Genomic DNA, 19,782 nt, shown 5'->3' with positions numbered 1-19,782 from the left:
AAGAGTTTTCAAAAGTAAAAAATATGCCATTAATCGAAAGATTAATTGGTATCTACTTTAGTATTCTCATCATTATTTGATGAATTAACTTCTGGCGAAGTTAACAGCTGTCACTAACAAAGACCCGTTTGGGTTGTATGGTTAAGTGACTAAGCGTACACGGTGGATGCCTTGGCAGTTGGAGGCGATGAAGGACGTATTAACTTGCGATAAGCCTAGTCAAGCTAGTAAAAAGCGCTTGAGACTAGGATTTCCGAATGGGGAAACCCACCTGCTTGCAGGTATCGTTAACTGAATACATAGGTTAACGAGGCGAACGCGGAGAACTGAAACATCTAAGTACCCGTAGGAACAGAAATCAACCGAGATTCCGGAAGTAGCGGCGAGCGAAACCGGACCAGCCCTTAAGCTTATTATGTGTTAGTGAAACATTCTGGAAAGTTTGACGATACAGGGTGATAGTCCCGTACACGAAAATGCATCTTAAGTGAAATCGAGTAGGTCGGAGCACGTGAAACTTTGACTGAATATAGGTGGACCATCATCTAAGGCTAAATACTCCCAACTGACCGATAGTGAACCAGTACCGTGAGGGAAAGGCGAAAAGAACCCCTGTGAGGGGAGTGAAATAGAACCTGAAACCGTGTACGTACAAGCAGTAGGAGCCCTTCGAGGGTGACTGCGTACCTTTTGTATAATGGGTCAGCGACTTATATTTTGTAGCGAGGTTAACCGATTAGGGTAGCCGTAGTGAAAGCGAGCGTTAACTGCGCGTTTAGTTGCAAGGTATAGACCCGAAACCCGGTGATCTAGCCATGGGCAGGTTGAAGGTTGAGTAACATCAACTGGAGGACCGAACCCACTAACGTTGAAAAGTTAGGGGATGACCTGTGGCTAGGAGTGAAAGGCTAATCAAACCGGGAGATAGCTGGTTCTCCCCGAAATCTATTTAGGTAGAGCCTCGGACGAATACTTACGGGGGTAGAGCACTGTTAAGGCTAGGGGGTCATCCCGACTTACCAACCCTTTGCAAACTCCGAATACCGTAAAGTACTATCCGGGAGACACACGGCGGGTGCTAACGTCCGTCGTGAAGAGGGAAACAACCCAGACCGCCAGCTAAGGTCCCAAAGTCATAGTTAAGTGGGAAACGATGTGGAAAGGCCCAGACAGCCAGGAGGTTGGCTTAGAAGCAGCCATCCTTTAAAGAAAGCGTAATAGCTCACTGGTCGAGTCGGTCTGCGCGGAAGATGTAACGGGGCTAAACTATGCACCGAAGCTGCGGATTCAAACTTTGTTTGAGTGGTAGGGGAGCGTTCTGTAAGCCGTTGAAGGTGTACCGGGAGGTATGCTGGAGGTATCAGAAGTGCGAATGCTGACATGAGTAACGATAATGCGGGTGAAAAACCCGCACGCCGGAAGACCAAGGGTTCCTATCCCATGTTAATCAGGGTAGGGTAAGTCGACCCCTAAGGCGAGGCCGAAAGGCGTAGTCGATGGGAAACGGGTTAATATTCCCGTACTTGGTATAATTGCGATGGGGGGACGGAGCAGGCTAAACAAGCATGGCGTTGGTTGTCCATGTGAAAGTGAGTAGGTTGAGAGTTTAGGAAAATCCGGACTCTTAAGACTGAGACACGAGACGAGCACCCAAGGGTGTGAAGTTGTTGATGCCATACTTCCAGGAAAAGCCTCTAAGCTTCAGATTATACCGAATCGTACCCCAAACCGACACAGGTGGTCAGGTAGAGAATACTAAGGCGCTTGAGAGAACTCGGGTGAAGGAACTAGGCAAAATCGTACCGTAACTTCGGGAGAAGGTACGCTCCTATCTGTGATGAGACTTGCTCTCTAAGCGGACGGGAGCCGCAGTGACCAGGTGGCTGGGACTGTTTATTAAAAACACAGCACTGTGCAAAATCGCAAGATGACGTATACGGTGTGACACCTGCCCGGTGCCGGAAGGTTAATTGATGGGGTTAGTTTTCGGACGAAGCTCTTGATCGAAGCCCCGGTAAACGGCGGCCGTAACTATAACGGTCCTAAGGTAGCGAAATTCCTTGTCGGGTAAGTTCCGACCTGCACGAATGGTGTAACCATGGCCACGCTGTCTCCACCCGAGACTCAGTGAAATTGAAATCGCAGTGAAGATGCTGTGTACCCGCGGCTAGACGGAAAGACCCCGTGAACCTTTACTACAGCTTGGCACTGAACATTGAACCTACATGTGTAGGATAGGTGGGAGGCTTTGAAGCAGAGACGCTAGTCTTTGTGGAGCCGTCCTTGAAATACCACCCTTGTAGTTTTGATGTTCTAACGTTGGCCCCTAATCGGGGTTACGGACAGTGCCTGGTGGGTAGTTTGACTGGGGCGGTCTCCTCCCAAAGAGTAACGGAGGAGCACGAAGGTTGGCTAAGTACGGTCGGACATCGTACGGTTAGTGTAATGGTAGAAGCCAGCTTAACTGCGAGACAGACACGTCGAGCAGGTACGAAAGTAGGTCATAGTGATCCGGTGGTTCTGAATGGAAGGGCCATCGCTCAACGGATAAAAGGTACTCCGGGGATAACAGGCTGATACCGCCCAAGAGTTCATATCGACGGCGGTGTTTGGCACCTCGATGTCGGCTCATCACATCCTGGGGCTGAAGTCGGTCCCAAGGGTATGGCTGTTCGCCATTTAAAGTGGTACGCGAGCTGGGTTTAGAACGTCGTGAGACAGTTCGGTCCCTATCTGCCGTGGGCGTTTGAGAATTGAGAGGGGTTGCTCCTAGTACGAGAGGACCGGAGTGAACGAACCGCTGGTGTTCGGGTTGTCATGCCAATGGCACTGCCCGGTAGCTACGTTCGGAACTGATAAGCGCTGAAAGCATCTAAGCGCGAAGCAGGCCTCGAGATGAGTTCTCACTAGACTTTTAAAGTCTCTGAAGGGCCGTTGAAGACTACAACGTTGATAGGCAGGATGTGGAAGTGGTGCGAGCCATTAAGCTAACCTGTACTAATTACCCGTGAGGCTTAACCATACAACGCCAAACGCGTTTTGTGACAGCGTAACAGACAGAAGTTAAGAAACTAAAGTAGACATTTACTTGATATCAGAATTCCGAATTTTAGTTGATTGCTAAGGCGATTAACGACCCAAATTTGCTTGGTGACAATAGCGTTTTGGACCCACCTGACCCCATGCCGAACTCAGTAGTGAAACGAAACAGCGCCGATGATAGTGTGGCATTTGCCATGTGAAAGTAGGACATTGCCAGGCTCCAAATTAAAGAAAGCCCGATTCGAAAGAGTCGGGCTTTTTTGCGTTTGGGAGCTGTCAGCTTTCAGCCGTCAGCCGTCAGCTGAAATGTGGGGTTGTATAGTGCGGAGACTCCCTCAGCAACAAAACCTTGTAGGAGGCACGTCAGTGCCGAATCTAGACCTTAACCAACACATTCATGGCTAAAGTCATTGCTACAACTACACTTTTCCTAGAGCCTCTGGCAGAGGGAGACTCAGCACCAAACACCTCCACAAAGCGGCTGAACGCTGATAGCTCTGTGTTGGGTTTCGCTGCGATCCACCCAACGTACCAACCAAATTTACCCTTTGTTGCAATTTTAATCTTGGTTTAGTACCTGAGCTATGTAAAACTATTTGCGTTTTTAAACCACAATCAGGTGACATGAATGTCTCAAATAAAAGCTTGGAAACTTATTAGCCTGTTTTGTTTGGTAAGCTTGCTTATGGGCTGTGAGTCGAAAGAAGAGCAGCTGAAACAAACAATACAACAATCCATAGAAAAAGCTGAGGTTGAATTAAATCAGCTTGGTACAGCGCTTGATAATGGCTCTTTGCGTAATGCGACGATACTTAAACAATACGGACAGGTGCTTGCTGAGCAGCAGCCGCAACTTTCTGAGATCGCACGAGTAATTAGTCTTGATGCGACCCGTGACGGGGCTATTTATACAGGTCTTACACAACGCTTAGCAGATGTTAAGTCTACTTATCTAATACCACCTTATGAAGATACCCTTCATCAACTTGATCTCATTCGTGATGCTGCTAAGCCATCTTTATTTCAAGATGCGCTTACTGATCCTATCAATATGCTTGCAGACATGTCGCAAGGGTCACTAGCAAGGGTTGGCGCTATTAGTGAAGCAGCTGAAGGTGAAAGCGTTGGTAACCAATTGGTCGGTAACCCTAACTATGGGCAGTGGCAAACTAATAGCAACGGTACAAGCTTTTGGGTTTGGTATGGGATGTATCGTATGTTGGGCGATGTATTCGACCGAGTTGAATATGGTCGCTGGAGCAGAAACAGAAAGTACAGCTATTACAATGACTATGGCCGTTATCGTTATTCGAGCCCAAAACAGATTAAAGCACAACAAACGGTAGAGACGCGTACTCGTCAGTCTTATCAACGCCAGGGTAAACAATTCACTAGTCCGTATGCCACTAAACGCAGTGGTGCATCTGGATTAAGCCGAAGCAGCTATACACCACCACGCACCCGTAGTAGCTATGCTTCTAGCAGTAGTTACAGTAAAAGCTCTGGGTCATTACGAAACAGCTCGAGCAGAACATCACGTGGCATTAGCCGCGGTAAGTAGTGAAAAGAATAACCACCGGAGTTACAACATATGTATGAATTTAATGGAATAACAACTTGGTCGTTGCAAGCTTTAGCAATCGACTTTGCAATCATTATCGCTTTATTTGTCAGCCTAAAATTTATCAAAGGCTGGGTATCTAATTTACATGCTAATGATGAAATAACTGAGCGCGACAATTTTGCTTTTGGTATTAGTTTTGCGGCCGGACTTGTGGCACTTGCCATTGTTCTTAGTGGTGTAAGCAGCGGCGCATTTGCACCTACCCTACAACAAGAAGCATTACAAATGCTAGGTTATGGTGTGATGGCTATTGTGCTTATTAAGCTTGGTCATTTCTTCCAAGACAAGGTAGCGCTTCGTAAAGTGAGTCTGCATGACGAAATCGTAAAAGGCAACGCAACTGCTGCATTGATTGATTTTGGTCATGTAGTGAGTGTAGCTATTGTTATTCGCTCAGCTTTATTTTGGGTGGCGACCGAAGGCTGGCATGGTATTCCAATCGTGATCGCGGCCTTTGCAATTGGCAGCATTGCGATGCTATTGATCAGCCAATATCGAGTGCAGTTATTCAAGCGTACTAATCGCAGTGGTGACTGCTTGCAACAAGCGGTTATCGACGGCAACTTAGCGGTGGGTATTCGTTACGCTGGCTTTTTAGTGGGTAGTGCATTGGCATTAACTGCTGCATCAGGTATCGCTCCTTATGCGGCTGACAACATTGCTGCTAGTTTAGGTTACTGGGCATTAAGTGCAGCGGTAAGTTTAGTTGCCTTCATTTTATTACACTTAGTGACTATCAAAATCATCTTATCAGGCTGTGATATTTCAGATGAAGTAAACCGCCAGAAAAACGTAGGTGTAGCTGCTATCTCTGCAGCGGTTTCATTTGCGATAGGTTCGACTATGGCAACCTTGTTAGGTGCCTAATTAAGTGTCTACTACAACAAGCGCCCCAAGTAGGGCCAATCTACTTGGGCATGACTTCCTATTAATAACTGTTATGGCCGTACTCGCTGGGTGCGGCCTTATTTATGAATATCTGCTATCTCATTATGCAGGTCGGGTTCTAGGCTCGGTCGAGAGCGCCATTTATGCCATGATTGGTACCATGATTGTGGCTATGGGTATCGGTGCTTTTTTAGCGCGTTGGTTTAAAGATGCATTTACTGCTTTTGCTTGGCTTGAGAGTATTATTGCTTTGGTCGGCATGGGCTGTATTTTAGCGATTGCTAGCGTTATCGCTGTGAGTTATTCATTGCCGCATATCTTCTCTGAAATTTTTAACCTGCCTGCGGATACTGTCCTTAACGGCTATGTATTTGAAAAGCTACAGGAGTGGTCACGTTTCTTACCCTATGTGTTTGGCCTATTACTCGGGCTATTAATTGGTATGGAGATCCCTTTGATCGCGCGTATTCGCCAGCAGGTTTATGGTCGCTTTTTAGAAAATAATGCGGGTACTATTTACGGGGCTGATTATATTGGCGCCGGTGTCGGTGCTGCGATTTGGGTAAGCATTATGCTTGCAATGCCAATTATGCAAGCGGCAGCTTGGACGGCGTTGTTTAATATTATTGCTGGTCTGGTGTTTTTATGGCGCTATCATCAACATGTTCGCTTCGCTAAGTTATTGTTGGTTTGCCATGTACTGTTGTTGATGTTTTTTGCATTTGTGCTCGTGCTTGGCACCAGCTGGATGAAAAACCTCAGCAATGTTTTATACAAAGATAAAGTCATATACTCGCAAGCAACCAAGTATCAGCACTTAGTGTTAACCGAGCGTTTAAGTCGCAATCAGCCGAATGCAATTACTGATCTTTACCTCAATGGCCGTCTACAGTTCTCAAGTGTGGATGAGCAAATTTATCATTCAATGCTTGTGTATCCTGCTATGTTGGCTTCAAATCGTCATGACCGCGTGTTGATCATCGGGGGTGGTGACGGGCTTGCATTGCGCGATGTTTTGAAGTGGCCAGTAAAGCATGTCACCTTGGTTGATTTAGATGGTCAGTTGTTAAACTTATTTGGCAATGAGGCCGGTGAATATGACGCGCCAGAGGAAATAAGAACACGGTTAACAGCGCTAAATAAGCATTCTATGAGTGATCCTCGCGCTGATATTCGCATTGCAGATGCCTTTTTAGAAGTTGAAGCTATGTTGGCAAAAGGCATGCGCTTTGACACTATTTTGATTGACCTACCAGACCCTAACCATCCTGACCTTAATAAGATGTACAGTGACTATTTTTATAATCATGTGCGTCAGTTGTTGGCGCCTGATGGGGCTGTGGCTGTGCAATCAACATCGCCTTATCATGCGAAAAAAGCGTTTTTAAGTATTGCTAAAACAATGAAAGCAGCTGGCTTTGGTTATGTTGAGCAATACCAACAAAATATTCCTTCGTTTGGTCAATGGGGTTGGACAATCGCGACCACGGCTGGCAAATCAGCAAGTCAGCGAATTCGTGAAACTAACGAATTACCAGTGCCATCTCGTTGGGTAAGTAAAGAATATTTATTGGCTTCTTTTGTGTTCCCGAATCATTTTTTTGAACAAGTAAACACGATAGAAGTCAATAGATTAGGTTCTGGAACCTTATATGATTATTACCGCCAAGCGTGGCAAGTTGAAACCGAATTGTACAAAAATTGATATTTTATAGTTGACATAATATGTCGGCTATGCAAATCTTAACTCAGACATAATATGTCAAAACGTAAAAAGGTGAGACATGGAATTAAATGAACTATCAATCAAACTGGCTTCTTTTGAAACAGAAGGTGTGAGCTTTGAGTCTTTCTTGATTGCCAACGAAGGTGAACAAGATGTGTTACAAGTTATCGTCGATGGGAATGATGAGTTACCTATCTTTGTTACTCAAACAGAAGAGCAATTACTGTGTATTAGCTACCTGTTTGCTGAAAACGAAGTACAAGCAGATATGCGTAATGAGTTAAACGAAACGTTACTACGTTTAAATGTGCCAATTCCATTAAGCGCATTTGCAAAAATTGATGACAAATACGCTATTTTTGGCGCGCTATCGGTTAATTCATCGTTTGATGATATTACCCATGAGTTGGTAACACTGGCGGACAATGCGATTGATGCACTTGAAGCCGTGACCATTTATTTAAACGATTAATTAGCAATTTCTGGAGTTAAGATTATGAGTATTTTAAAGAAACTATTTACAGCTGTACGTGGTGGCGCTCGTGAAGCAGGACAAGCAGTTGTTGATGCAAACGGTATCCGTATCTTTGAACAAGAAATTGCTGATGCACAAAATGCCTTACAACGCGCTAAGAAAAGCCTTACCGAAGTAATGGCAAAAGAGATGCAAACTAAGCGTAAAATTAGCGCGCTAGATGCATCAATTGCAGAACATGAAGCGTATGCAGGTCAAGCACTTGAAAAAGGTAACGAAGCGTTAGCATTAGAAATCGCAGAAAAAATCGGTGATTTCGAAGCTGAAAAAGCAGAGCACGAAGAAGTGTTAGCTGGCTTTAGTAACCACATTGTGCAACTAAAGCAGCAAGTTAAAGAAGCTGAAAAGTCGATTAAAGAAAACCAACGTCAATTAACTATGGTTAAAACGACTGAAAGTGTGCAGCAAGCAACAATGGCTGTTAACAGCACGCTAAATACTAATAGTTCATCAATGACATCAGCACGCGAGTCTCTAGAGCGTATTAAACAACGCCAGCAAGACCGTCAAGACCAGTTAGGTGCGGCTAAGCAATTAGAAGCTGATACTAACGGCGATGATTTAAAAGCGAAAATGGCTGAAGCGGGTATCGGCGATACCAACCCAAAAAGCGCAGATATTTTGGCGCGTATTAAAGCAAAACAAAATAGCTAATCAGTTAACGGAAAGACAAAAGGTAACCCACGCATTGGGTTACCTTTTTTGCTTCAACAAGGAGTCAGCCAATGTTTAACTTTTTTAAATCTAAAAAAGCCCCAGAGCGTCAGCTTACTGATCCAAGCCAATTACTCGTTGGTGATATGCTAACTGTGATTGATTCGTTCGCTTACCCAAGCTGGTTAAAAGGACAGACACTGCGTGTTATTGATGTGCAAACGTATCAGTATCAACGTAGTGCAGAGTATGAGCTGGTACTCGAGAGTGAATCTGGCCAAGTGGTGTTTTTGCAAATTGAATCAGATGACGGTGAACAATGGGCAAACTTTGCGATCAAAATTCAGCGTGATGATGTTGATGAGATTTTTACCCTTGATGAGTTCGCTCGTATTTTTGATGAAGATGAGCTAACGGCAATTAATGTGCAGAATAGCCCTGAACGCTTTAGCCACTTTTTAGCATCAAGCTATAAACAAACAGAAGCCCCTTATGTGTGTTATTTCCATAATAAGGATTACCGTAATCAGCCTTTACCTCGTTACGAAGACGAAGGCGGTGAACCGTGTGAAATGATTTGTTTAAGCTCTGATGATGAATCACATAGTTTAAATATTGAGATCTGGGAAGGCGGTGAAACAGAAGTATCACTCACGTTAACTAGACCAATTAGCGATATTGTTGATTTATTTCCTGGGGATGCCAAGTGAGTGATGCAAAAGCCAAGTGGCAGCGTCAGGAGCAGGCCGTAAGAGCCACGCAAATGGCGTTTGATTTAAGCAGTGAAGTGCAAAAATCAATAAAAAAACAAGCAATTGACCAAGAGCTTACCCCATCAGATATGATCCGTAAGATTTTGGAGCTCGACGTTAAATCGAAAAAAACCAGGCAGCGTTTATCGTTTAACTTAAATGATGAAGAGATTGCCTTATTGGCTGAGCGTTTTGGTGTTGCAGCCGATGATAAGCGTGCTGTAAAGCAGCGGGTTGCTGAATTACTCATTGAACATAGTAAAAAAAGCTAAGGTTTTGCCTTTACTTCTTTAAGCCCTTACACTGAGACTAGATGTTTGAAAGAAGTGGCATGACTGTGGATATTATTTTACTTGCGTATTTAGTTATTTTTGCATTATTTGGCACTGCAGCAAGTTACTTTGTTCGCTACATTTATGCTTACTGGGTGCATAATACAATGCATGTAAAATACATTTATAAGGCCGGGATTTGTATCATCAGCGTGGTGATAGTATCCGGCCTTATTGCATTACTTACTTAATCTCGATGGCTTGGCATTGCTGTGAGATACACAGCGATTGTACCGGTAAGACAGGTGAACAGTCGTTAACTGTTAATGCTTGACCAGATGACCTCTCAACTGCTGTAATTTGCTCAGCAAGTTGCTCTGCTTTTTCTTGTGCCGTGTTCAATGTTGAATAGACCACATAGCGGCTTGGGCCACCACATGCTCTTTCACCGACTTCTAACACCTTACATTGAAAACTAGCTGTACAACTATTATTACTAACGATATCGTTCAGCTGATCATTTAAATCACTCAAATCAACGCGCACAGAACTACCCGACGTTGTTGTTTCACAACCCGTTAAAGCAATACTTGCTAACATAGTTGTAGTGATGAAAAGTTTCTTTAAAGTCGATGAACGAACCATTATTGCTTATTCCTTAGTATACACTTGCCGCTGAGCCTTCGATTTTAACACAAGTATTAGCAGAACACTGCGCACCTGGTGCGGTTAGATGCTGACAAATACTCATCATGTCGTTCGCTGCGTTAAATTGTTTTTCAAGGGCAGTGATATCTTTTGCAAGTTTTTCAACTTCAGCCGTGTCAGCTGTTTTGGTTGAATAAACAATGAAGCTACTTGGGCCGCCACAGGCACGGCTACCAACAGGTAATACTTTACATTGGCTGCTGTTATCACAGCTTGGATCATCGATTAATTGTTTAAGCTGCTCATGGGCTGAGCTGATAGTGGCTTTATCTGGAGCTGCTTTAGTCACTTCTTCAGTATTTTCTATTTTTACGGCTTTTGGTGTCTCGACAAGTTTATCGCTTGTTGCCGTTGATTCGGCTTGCCCATCCGTTGCAGCGTCAGAGCACGCAGTTAATAACACAGGAAATAAAATTGCCAATAGAGGATAGCGCATAACATACCTAAAAATCGTTGAATAAGTACTCACTATCATACACATTGCTCAAAGTGGAGCAATAAAAACGTTAGTTTTCAGAAAGTAGCTCTGTTATCACAGAGCTACAGGAGTATTAAAGGATTACAAACCGCCTTGGGTTAGTTTGGCTGGGTTGAGTAACTCACTCAATTCTTCACGTGAGATATCAGTATGTTCTGCAGCAACATCAATAATTGGACGGCCTTCTTGATAAGCTAATTTGGCAATTTTAGCTGCTTTGCTATAGCCGATCACCGGATTAAGTGCCGTAACCAGAATTGGGTTTTTGGCGAGTGCTTTATCAACATTGCTCTGGTTTACTTTAAAGCTGGTAATCGCTTTATCTGCAAGTGCCTCACTGCTATTAGCCAGCAGTTCGATACTTTGCAGAATGTTTAAGGCAATCACAGGTAGCATCACATTAAGTTCAAAATTACCAGCTTGACCAGCCACAGTAATAGTGGCGTCATTGCCAATAACTTGTGCGCTGACCATAGCTGCAGCTTCAGGGATTACTGGGTTTACTTTACCTGGCATAATTGATGAGCCTGGCTGTAAGGCTTGAAGCTCGATTTCACCAAGGCCTGCAAGGGGGCCTGAGTTCATCCAGCGCAGGTCATTGGCTATTTTCATCTGTGCTACGGCTAATACCTTAAGCTGACCCGAAAGCGCTACAATAGCATCTTGTGAACCTATGTTATAAAAGAAGTTTTTGCTCGGGCTAAAGCGAATACCTAAATTCTCACTTAAGTGCTGACAAAACTGACCGGCAAACGCTGGATCGGCATTGATACCAGTACCAACGGCTGTACCACCTTGTGCAAGTTCACAAACCCGCTCTAGTGCTTGGCGAATACCTGTCATGGCGTGATCGACTTGTAACTGCCATGCAGCTAATGTTTGCGCAAAACTTACTGGCATGGCATCCATTAAATGAGTGCGACCAGTTTTAACAATATGGCCGACTTCGGCTTGCTTGTTTTGCAAGCTTTGACTGAGTTTATCTAGTTTAGGAAATAGTTCATAAATGATGTTAATAGCGCTACTTACAGCAATTGCTGTGGGGATCACATCATTTGAGCTTTGTCCCATATTCACGTCATCATTGGGGTGAATAGTTTCGTTTGCCAGTTGGCTTGCCAGTGTCGCTATTACCTCATTGGCATTCATATTAGAGCTAGTGCCAGAGCCGGTTTGAAATACATCAACAGGAAACTCTGAAAAGTGTTTACCATCGATGATTTCTTGGCATGCTTGCTCAATTGCTTTCGCTTTGCCTTGGTTCAAGTGACCTAATGCGGCGTTACTTTGTGCGGCGGCTTGCTTAATATAGGCGAGGGCTGTGATAAATTGCTTAGGCATGGCTAAGCCACTAATTTTAAAATTGTTGATAGCACGTTGCGTTTGAGCTTGATACAAAGCGTCTGCTGGGACTTGTAGTTCGCCCATGCTATCTGATTCGGTTCTAAATTGGCTCATAAACACTCCTAAATCGGGTTAAATTCTTGGCTGAGAAGACATGCTTCTCGCTCCAAACTGAAATACTTTTCAATACAGTTATGAGTTTTGTAATAACGCTTTAGCGCAAGTTGCGGTTTATAAAGCTGAGCCAAACATTGTTTACGAATTGCATTATGTACTAATGAATCACACATCTTTTCAAGCAATTCATGAAAGGTGCGTCTTAGATACAGCTCTTGCAAAATAAAGTTGTGATGCTTTTCGTAATAGCGTGCAATGTTTAAACCCGCTTCAACATAGTTAGCAACAAGTGCAGGGGCATGTAGCCCTGGTCTTTGGCAAACACATTTCATTTGCCGCTGATATTGCAGCATAGCATTGTGAGAGTGCATAGAAAAACCGATTAGCTGTAATGATAATTGTTATCATTACAGCTAATCGGTTTTAGTGCAAGTCTTATCTAGTGAAGCTAAGACTGGATAGGTTAACTGTGAGTGATTAATTGTAGCCGAGAATAAAAATCTGGTCTGTTTCATGTTTTTTCGGCGCCTGTACATTTTCTTTATTACATTGAGAAAGTAGTTCGATCACAGTTGCTCTAGCATCACAACTTGTTAAGGCGGCTTTTTCGCTTTCAGCGCGTTCGCTGGCAGCAAGTGCTGCATCTACAGCAGTGTAGGGTGAGATATACATAATATTACTCCTATTGATTAATTCACTTAAGAAATTGCATAAGCTGTACCAATATTAATTAATAATCGTAACCTGCTGAAAATAGTGGTTTTATATTTTTAAATAATAAATACATCGCGACTTTGCTATTTATTTTTGCTTTACTGTTGTGCACGAATTACCAAACATGGTGCATTAATTTATATGGATAAACCCTTCTCTCAAGCCTGTGAAAACAACAAATTACCTATTTTAAACGTATTAGAAGAGTTCTTTTCTGATGTGACGAATGTATTAGAGGTAGGCTCTGGTACGGGGCAACATAGTGTGCATTTTGCAACGCATTTAGCACATTTGCAGTGGCATTGTAGTGATCGCGAGGTTAATCACCCTGGGATTTTAGAGTGGCATCAAGAAGCTGAACTATCTAACTTGCATGCGCCATTAACACTCGACCTCAATGATCCTTGGCCTGTTGAAACAGTGAATGCTATTTTTACTGCGAATACGATGCACATTATTAGCTGGCCGCTTGTGGAGAGCTTTTTCCAAGGTGTAGCAAAGCATTTAGCGGCTAAAGGTAAATTGTGTATTTATGGGCCATTTAAGTATCAAGGTAAGTATACCAGCGCCAGCAATGCTGAATTTGATGCTTTTTTAAAACAGCAAGATGAAAATAGTGCCATTCGTGATTTTGAAGCGATTTGCCAACTCGCTGAGCAAGCTGGCTTAACCTTTGTTGAAGATGTGCAAATGCCTGCAAACAACCAATTATTGCTGTTTAAAAGGCAGTAAGCTTTCGCATTGGGCTTTATAGAGCGCCATATGTTGGCGTTCTCTAATTATAAAATCACTGATGGCAGCTGCAAAATCACCGTGCTGAATATGATGCAGTGAATAGGTATATACAGGTTTAAAACCTCGACTTATTTTATGCTCACCTTGCGCGCCAGAGTGGAACAGTTTTAGTTTGTTGGCAATGCAGTATTCAATGCCTTGGTAATAGCAAAGCTCAAAGTGCAAACTATCGAGCTCATAGTTCGTTCCCCAGTAACGACCATATAAACAGTTCTGATCTTTAAAGCTGAGTGTGGCGGCAATCACCTCTCCTTGATATTTAGCGAACATTAGCACCAGTTTGTCGGCCATGCTTTGCTGTAATAACTCGAAAAAAGCGGTATTCAAATAACCATTATGGCCTGAGCGCTTCAAATAGGTTTGGCGGTAAAAATGACTAAATTGCTGCATGTGCTGTTTGCTGATGTCAGCACCTTCGATCCATTCTACGGCTATCTGCTGTTCAGTTATTTTAGCGCGTTCTTTTTTGAGCGATTTACGCTTTCTTGCGGTGAGTGAAGCTAAAAAATCCTCGAAGCATTTATAGCCTTCATTAAACCACTGAAACTGCACGCCATGACGTTGCATTACGGTGTCGCTAGTTAATGCAGTCGCTTGCTGCTGGTGGCAAAAATTTATATGCCAACCTGACCAGTCTAACTGCGCTGCTGTTGCCGTGAGTATGTGCTGAATGTAAGCATAGACTTCAGTAGGATCAGCATAGTTAATACTAACTCTTTGCCCAGCAATAGGCGTGAATGGCACGCCGCAAAGCCATTTAGGGTAATACTCTAAGCCATGCTGTTGGTAGGCTTCAGCCCAAGCCCAGTCAAATACATATTCACCATAAGAATGATGTTTTAGATACCCGGGTAGTAAGGCTATGACCTGTTCTTGCTGGTAAATTGCTAAGTGCATGGGTTGCCAGCCCGACTCTTCACTCACACAGCCACTTTGTTCTAGAGCCGCTAAAAAAGCGTGATCAGTAAAGGGTGTATCATCAAAAAATGACTGCCAAAGAGCAGCATCAATCTCGCTTATTTGATTAAACCAGCGGTGGCTAAACTCACTCATTGTGCTGCCGATTCAATATCTTTAATGAAACTGCTGATATGCATAGCGAGCTTATCGAAATAAGGGTTAAACGTGAGTCGTGCAAAGGGTTTGTGTGCTTGTAAATTTTCGGCTGTGCGCTCACCCATCACGATGTCTTCTTGGTATTTGCAGGCTGTATAAAGCGTATCGTCATCTAAATAGCTGCCGCAATTTCGGTACAAAGCTTTACGGCCATAGTAAGGGTTGCTGGGTTTATTAACGATACCAATATGTGACATCCCTTTGATTTTTTTACAATCATCTGTATCGCAGTCATCACGGATTATGTGGTAATCAGCAGGAAAGCTGGCTGGGATGTTATTGTCGTCACCATAGTATACAAGGCGATCAAGCTGATTATTTTTGCGCGTTTTTGGGTCGTGCAGTTTAGCTAGTAATTTAAAGGTTGCTTGGTTATCTATCGTGGTGTCAACATCACTAAAGGTGCTAAATATTGCTACATTAGGCTGTTGACGATAACGAAGCTCATCAAGGCTGATACGGCTCATTGCTTCGTGGCTAGCTGAGGCTGCACTAAATGGAAACGACTCATACTTGGCAAAATCAAGATCCGCGTCTTTATCAATCCAATTCACAAATGGAATTGCATCGACCCATTTAGCCAGCCAACCGTTTTTATTGTGTGGCTCGCTTGCCGGTGAAAACAACATAGCAGCTGTAATTTTATTATCGACAGGGCCTTGAGTTAAGTAATCAATAACCAGTGCAGCACCGGTTGAATAACCCCCTAAAATCACCTGATCAAAGTCTTTTAATGTGCGTTCAATGGCATACACACTGGCCTTTTGCCAATCATCGGCATTTATGTCTCTGAGTGCTGCGGGAGCGGTACCATGCCCTGGTAGTAAAATTGTGCGTACCGTATACCCTTGTTGAAAATACACTTGTGCAAGGTCGTGATAGGTAAAGGGTGAGTCGGTTAAACCATGGATTAAGAGTACGGCTTTACGGCTATCGGCCTGTTTTAGTTCGAATGGGCTTATTAAATCGGCAACAGTCGCGTTTGCTGGTCGAGCGCCTTGTGCAACAAGCTGCTGATAGGTGTCGGTATAAACAGGGCATGGCAAACTAGCACGCGGATTTTCGCTGCTAATTTGCAGGTACGCAGCGGTTAAATAGTCACTAAATGCTTGCTCGATATTATAGCTAAAGGTGCTATGGGTGCGTGGTAATGGCTCTCTAAACAGCCCTTCGCGTTTACTTTTCATCATTAGTGCTTGGTCTTCAAGCTGAGTAAGGCAGGTTTGTTGCTGTGCCATTAATGGGCTGCTAAATAGCCCACTGATGGCCCAAGAGATAGCAACTAAATTGATGAATTTCATATTTTAAGCATCCTTTTAAAGCCTGTTTTTAGCTTATCGAGTTATCTTTGATTTGCAAGCAAGCTGCGTCAAGCTAGCGGTAAATGACGCTTAGTGAAAGCTTGTTTTAAGACCACCGTCGACTCGATGTTAGCAATACAATCAATACTACCTAGCTTATGTTTCACAAAGCTTTCATAACTTTCTAAATCAGCGGCAATAATCTTTAGAAGATAATCATAACTACCTGAGATAACAGAACACTCAAGTACATGATCAAGTTTCTCAACTTGTTGTTCAAATTGCTCAGCAGCGGCAACTGAGTTTTGGTTTAGGCGTACAAAGGCATACACAGACACATTTAAATCAACCGCTTTAGGATTGATGGCAGCATGGTAGCCACTGATCACATTCGCTGATTCGAGTTTTTTAATACGGCGCAGGCAAGGAGTATCTGACAGGCTGACAGAATGGGCTAGCTCCGAGACAGAAGTTCTTGCATTATCTTGTAAAGCATTAAGTAATTGTTGGTCTTTTTTATCTAATTTCATTTTTATTTGAGTGATTTTCACTAATCTAGATGGATTCTAGTCTATATTTTGGCGATTAGCACTCATTGAACTCTGTTAACATTATCGCAATATAATTATTTTGGAGTGAGCCTGTGACTGAGAACACAAAGGCATTTGATAGCTGGCTTCGCACCCGTTTTGTTGAGATCAATAGCGAGCTAGAAAAACTATATTGGCAACAAGACGATAAAGTGAATGTAGAAGGTGTAGGTGAAGACCTTAAACGTCAATTAGAGCAAGAAGGTAATGAGCATATTCGTGCCTTACTTGCAGAAGGTAATACCGATGAAGGCTTTGACAACGCCTTCGATTTATTAGGTAATGTTGGTTTGTATATGGCGGCATGCCGTCGTCATGAGATTACAGAGCCTTCTCGTGAAACAACCTCCCCCCTTGTCGAAGCCTCAGCACTGGCAATGCATATTGGTGCATCTATAGGTGTAACTCCTCGTTTCGCAACTGCGCATTTAACCACGCACAATAAAGCTGTTGATGGCTTGTATAAGCGCTTTACTGACCTTGAAGATGAGAAAATCTTTGTTGATTACAATACCAAGGGTATTTTAGCGTATAAGCGTGCGGCGGATGCTTTATTAAAAATTCAACCATTGGGCATATCGCACCCTATAGCAGCAGATTTACTCGCAGTGGCAAAGCAAGCACTGCTAGATGTTATTGAGTCGAACAATGCGTTATACAACAAGCTTGATACAGACCGCTTCTTCTATTGTGTGCGCCCTTATTACAAGCCGTATCGAGTAGGAAAAGAGGTGTATCGTGGTGCTAATGCTGGTGATTTTGCGGGCATAAATGTCATTGATTTATTACTTGGTCTTTGTTTTGCAAATGAACCTAGCTACTCGCAAATGCTGGTGGATAAATTCTTGTATATGATGCCTGAAGATCAGCAAATTTTGCGTGAAAGCATGCGTATGACAAGTATTATGGATGATTTTTTAGCTGCAGAAGCTGAGCGCGATAGCGAATGGCTACAAACTAATTTAAAGCTGTTTATTCAAGTGTGCAAACTGCATGGTGATACTGCGATTGGGCATCATAATCAATTGGTTAGTAAATACATTGCACAACCTTCACAGAAAATGCAGCAACAGCATATGGATAAAGTCACAGCCAGTGGGCCTCCTTTACACATGTTACTTAACTCACTAGAGCAGTTACGAGATCGTCGTGCGGCAGCAAAACGTGATGATATTCGCACCCGTTTTGATGATTTAACTAAATTAAAACAGTGGATTAAGTAATGAACAAAAACGATTTTGTAATTCCACAAGGCAGCTATTTGCTTAACCATTCTGTGGGGCGACCATTAAAATCAGCTGAGCAGCACTTCCATCAGCAGTTTTTTGCAGCTTGGCAAAATGAAAATAAAGAACCATGGCAACAGTGGCTGCAAGGTGTCGAGGCATTTACAAGCAGTCTCGCTAAGTTATTTAACTCGCAAAAGGAGTTGTTTTGCCCGCAAGTTAATTTATCGAGTGGCTTAACCAAGCTTTTGATGTCGCACCCGCGACTTCAGCAAGAAAACAGCAAAGTGTTGATGGCAGAAAGTGATTTTCCAAGTATGGGCTTTGCAATGCAAAAAGCTTTACCTGAAAGTGCAGAAATCGTGTTTATTGGAAAACATGAAGATTTAACCGATGCTCACGTTTGGCAGTCATATTTAGCGAATAATGAAATTGATTTAGTCTTCATTAGCCATGTTTATTCAAACACAGGCCAGCAAGCACCTATACGTGAAATTATAAATATAGCAAAGCAACACAACACATTGACTTTGCTTGATGTTGCACAGTCTGCGGGGATTCTAGAGGTTGACTTAACTAAGCTTGATGCCGATTTTATGCTGGGCTCAAGCGTGAAATGGTTATGTGGTGGACCTGGTGCTGCTTATTTATGGGTTAACAGCAACCAACTTTCATTTTGTCGGCCACAAGATGTTGGCTGGTTTTCTCATCAAAATCCATTTGAATTTGATATTAAGCACTTTGCTTATCATCAAACCGCGTTGCGCTTTTGGGGGGGAACACCTTCAGTTGCACCTTATATTTTGGCTTCGCATAGTATTAATTACTTTGCAGAGCTGGGTATTGCGAAAGTACGAGCGCATAACTTAGCAATGCTCGCACAGTTTCATGAGCAATTAGCTGATTATATGTGCTCACCAAGGCAAGCTGATAAATGCTCTGGAACTGCCATTATGCATTTTGGTGAGCAACAAGCGGCTGTTAAAGCAGCGCTTGAGGCTGCGAATATTGCTGTTGATGAGCGTCACTTAGGTTTAAGAGTCTCTGCTCATATTTATAATGATCAGCAGGATATAAACACTTTTATTACGACTGTGAAAAGCGTTTTAGATTAAGTGCTTGCCGGGCTTTTGCTTTTACTGAACGCCAATGGGTCATTGGTTTTTCGGGGACCAGCGCCAAAATTTGCTCAAAGTCGATGTCATCAATACTGACTTCATTACTGTGGGCAAACATAATTCGTTTTGGTTGCAGCGCTTTTAGCATCAGCAAAGAGTTCAAATACAGCTTAGGATAAAAAACAGGAAAGGGCGGCACTAGCTGTCCTTTTACTTTTACTAGTAAATCAGCAATGTAAATTCGCTCACTGGGGATATGGTATAGACTAATATCTCGGTCGGTATGACCTGGGCTATGTAGCGCCTGCCAATCCTCAAAGCCGGGTAGGGTTTCATCTGTTGTAAGGTAGTAATCAGCATCGAGATGACGACTATACCAAAGGTTATGACGCTTTTTATTTAATCTTCCAGCGACCCACCAAGCCAAAGCGATATCGGTTAAGTGCATTAAGAAACCATCAATGCCTCGATACCATTGTCCAGGGGCATTTGATGTGGCAATTTTGGCGCCGCTTAACTTTCTTAATGCATGCGCCCCACCTGCATGATCTGGATGCATATGGGTTACTACAATCAGTTTTAAGTTTGTGATAGGGCGCTTTAGTTGCTCGGTGATATAGTCAAACACGGTATTAACATCCGCGCGGCAACAACCATCAAGTAGCATCAATTTATCTGAATATTCAATCAAATAGATATTTTGAATATAGCCTTCGAGCGTGTGAATTTGCAAAACAATTGATTCCTAAACTTAGTCAGCAAACCTGTTATATCATGTCTGA

20 protein-coding genes and 2 rRNA genes are annotated in these 19,782 nt (G+C 43.1%); 13 read left to right on the top strand and 9 right to left on the bottom strand.

Annotated elements, in window-relative coordinates:
* Nucleotides 1-139 precede the first annotated feature (139 nt).
* The 10 genes from EVU92_RS03940 to EVU92_RS03895 all read left to right on the top strand — a co-directional run bounded on the left by EVU92_RS03940 (nucleotide 140) and on the right by EVU92_RS03895 (nucleotide 9,744).
* Nucleotides 140-3,022: ribosomal RNA gene (locus EVU92_RS03940) — 23S ribosomal RNA — on the top strand.
* A gap of 124 nt (nucleotides 3,023-3,146) precedes the next feature.
* A 5S ribosomal RNA gene (gene rrf / locus EVU92_RS03935) occupies nucleotides 3,147-3,261 on the top strand.
* A 409-nt stretch (nucleotides 3,262-3,670) separates the two neighbouring features.
* On the top strand, nucleotides 3,671-4,603 hold the full coding sequence (locus tag EVU92_RS03930) for a CHAD domain-containing protein (protein WP_130050098.1): 933 nt from the start codon (nucleotides 3,671-3,673) through the stop codon (nucleotides 4,601-4,603).
* Between the two features lie 30 nt (nucleotides 4,604-4,633).
* Entirely contained in the window at nucleotides 4,634-5,533 is a 900-nt protein-coding gene (locus tag EVU92_RS03925; RefSeq protein WP_130050097.1) for a DUF350 domain-containing protein, read from the top strand.
* Between the two features lie 4 nt (nucleotides 5,534-5,537).
* Nucleotides 5,538-7,259: a polyamine aminopropyltransferase gene (locus EVU92_RS03920; protein ID WP_130050096.1), complete on the top strand. Its 1,722-nt coding sequence runs from the start codon at nucleotides 5,538-5,540 to the stop codon at nucleotides 7,257-7,259.
* A gap of 79 nt (nucleotides 7,260-7,338) precedes the next feature.
* Nucleotides 7,339-7,752 (top strand): DUF2170 family protein, encoded by a 414-nt coding sequence (locus EVU92_RS03915; protein WP_054563728.1) that lies wholly within the window; start codon nucleotides 7,339-7,341, stop codon nucleotides 7,750-7,752.
* 24 nt (nucleotides 7,753-7,776) lie between these two features.
* Nucleotides 7,777-8,469: a PspA/IM30 family protein gene (locus EVU92_RS03910; RefSeq protein ID WP_130050095.1), complete on the top strand. Its 693-nt coding sequence runs from the start codon at nucleotides 7,777-7,779 to the stop codon at nucleotides 8,467-8,469.
* A 71-nt stretch (nucleotides 8,470-8,540) separates the two neighbouring features.
* Nucleotides 8,541-9,179 carry a hypothetical protein gene (locus tag EVU92_RS03905; RefSeq protein WP_130050094.1) on the top strand — a complete coding sequence of 213 codons (639 nt, stop codon included), beginning with the start codon at nucleotides 8,541-8,543 and terminating at the stop codon, nucleotides 9,177-9,179.
* On the top strand, nucleotides 9,176-9,493 hold the full coding sequence (locus EVU92_RS03900; protein WP_054554605.1) for a hypothetical protein: 318 nt from the start codon (nucleotides 9,176-9,178) through the stop codon (nucleotides 9,491-9,493). The genes EVU92_RS03905 and EVU92_RS03900 overlap by 4 nt, the downstream gene beginning before the upstream one ends.
* 65 nt (nucleotides 9,494-9,558) lie before the next feature.
* Nucleotides 9,559-9,744 carry a hypothetical protein gene (locus tag EVU92_RS03895; RefSeq protein WP_130052220.1) on the top strand — a complete coding sequence of 62 codons (186 nt, stop codon included), beginning with the start codon at nucleotides 9,559-9,561 and terminating at the stop codon, nucleotides 9,742-9,744.
* Here EVU92_RS03895 and EVU92_RS03890 read toward each other — a convergent pair.
* The 5 genes from EVU92_RS03890 to EVU92_RS03870 all read right to left on the bottom strand — a co-directional run bounded on the left by EVU92_RS03890 (nucleotide 9,737) and on the right by EVU92_RS03870 (nucleotide 12,812).
* The gene (locus EVU92_RS03890) at nucleotides 9,737-10,138 is read right to left on the bottom strand and encodes a hypothetical protein (protein WP_130050093.1); all 402 of its coding nucleotides are present in this window, start codon (nucleotides 10,136-10,138) and stop codon (nucleotides 9,737-9,739) included. The genes EVU92_RS03895 and EVU92_RS03890 overlap by 8 nt on opposite strands.
* Nucleotides 10,139-10,151: 13 nt before the next feature.
* Nucleotides 10,152-10,637 (bottom strand): hypothetical protein, encoded by a 486-nt coding sequence (locus EVU92_RS03885; RefSeq protein ID WP_130050092.1) that lies wholly within the window; start codon nucleotides 10,635-10,637, stop codon nucleotides 10,152-10,154.
* Nucleotides 10,638-10,760: 123 nt separating this feature from the next.
* Entirely contained in the window at nucleotides 10,761-12,137 is a 1,377-nt protein-coding gene (locus tag EVU92_RS03880; protein ID WP_130050091.1) for a class II fumarate hydratase, read from the bottom strand.
* A gap of 8 nt (nucleotides 12,138-12,145) precedes the next feature.
* Entirely contained in the window at nucleotides 12,146-12,511 is a 366-nt protein-coding gene (locus EVU92_RS03875; protein ID WP_167658784.1) for a hypothetical protein, read from the bottom strand.
* A 106-nt stretch (nucleotides 12,512-12,617) separates the two neighbouring features.
* A complete protein-coding gene (locus EVU92_RS03870; RefSeq protein WP_130050090.1) occupies nucleotides 12,618-12,812 on the bottom strand; it encodes a hypothetical protein in 195 nt (64 codons plus the stop codon).
* A 183-nt stretch (nucleotides 12,813-12,995) separates the two neighbouring features.
* Between EVU92_RS03870 and EVU92_RS03865 the strand changes: the two genes are divergently transcribed.
* Nucleotides 12,996-13,586 carry a DUF938 domain-containing protein gene (locus EVU92_RS03865; RefSeq protein WP_130050089.1) on the top strand — a complete coding sequence of 197 codons (591 nt, stop codon included), beginning with the start codon at nucleotides 12,996-12,998 and terminating at the stop codon, nucleotides 13,584-13,586.
* On the opposite strand, the gene EVU92_RS03860 is transcribed toward EVU92_RS03865, so the two are convergent.
* The 3 genes from EVU92_RS03860 to EVU92_RS03850 form a co-directional block, all read right to left on the bottom strand.
* Nucleotides 13,563-14,702: a GNAT family N-acetyltransferase gene (locus EVU92_RS03860; RefSeq protein WP_130050088.1), complete on the bottom strand. Its 1,140-nt coding sequence runs from the start codon at nucleotides 14,700-14,702 to the stop codon at nucleotides 13,563-13,565. The genes EVU92_RS03865 and EVU92_RS03860 overlap by 24 nt on opposite strands.
* The gene (locus EVU92_RS03855; protein WP_130050087.1) at nucleotides 14,699-16,066 is read right to left on the bottom strand and encodes an alpha/beta fold hydrolase; all 1,368 of its coding nucleotides are present in this window, start codon (nucleotides 16,064-16,066) and stop codon (nucleotides 14,699-14,701) included. The genes EVU92_RS03860 and EVU92_RS03855 overlap by 4 nt, the downstream gene beginning before the upstream one ends.
* Nucleotides 16,067-16,134: 68 nt before the next feature.
* Nucleotides 16,135-16,596, bottom strand: a complete 462-nt coding sequence (locus tag EVU92_RS03850) for an Lrp/AsnC family transcriptional regulator (RefSeq protein WP_130050086.1) — start codon at nucleotides 16,594-16,596, stop codon at nucleotides 16,135-16,137.
* A 113-nt stretch (nucleotides 16,597-16,709) separates the two neighbouring features.
* Between EVU92_RS03850 and EVU92_RS03845 the strand changes: the two genes are divergently transcribed.
* Together EVU92_RS03845 and EVU92_RS03840 are read left to right on the top strand one after the other, a co-directional pair.
* Nucleotides 16,710-17,879, top strand: a complete 1,170-nt coding sequence (locus tag EVU92_RS03845; RefSeq protein ID WP_130050085.1) for a monodechloroaminopyrrolnitrin synthase PrnB family protein — start codon at nucleotides 16,710-16,712, stop codon at nucleotides 17,877-17,879.
* Nucleotides 17,879-18,997: an aminotransferase class V-fold PLP-dependent enzyme gene (locus tag EVU92_RS03840; RefSeq protein WP_130050084.1), complete on the top strand. Its 1,119-nt coding sequence runs from the start codon at nucleotides 17,879-17,881 to the stop codon at nucleotides 18,995-18,997. The genes EVU92_RS03845 and EVU92_RS03840 overlap by 1 nt, the downstream gene beginning before the upstream one ends.
* Here the strand turns inward: EVU92_RS03840 and EVU92_RS03835 are convergent.
* Complete coding sequence (locus EVU92_RS03835; protein WP_130050083.1) at nucleotides 18,969-19,733, bottom strand: MBL fold metallo-hydrolase; 765 nt, start codon at nucleotides 19,731-19,733, stop codon at nucleotides 18,969-18,971. The two genes, EVU92_RS03840 and EVU92_RS03835, sit on opposite strands and share 29 nt — an antisense overlap.
* Nucleotides 19,734-19,782: the final 49 nt, after the last annotated feature.

The organism is Pseudoalteromonas sp. MEBiC 03485 (genome assembly GCF_004195145.1).
GTDB lineage: Bacteria > Pseudomonadota > Gammaproteobacteria > Enterobacterales > Alteromonadaceae > Pseudoalteromonas > Pseudoalteromonas apostichopi.
The sequence above is the reverse complement of the archived record's forward strand: the minus strand, read 5'-3'. Positions and strand labels throughout refer to the sequence as shown.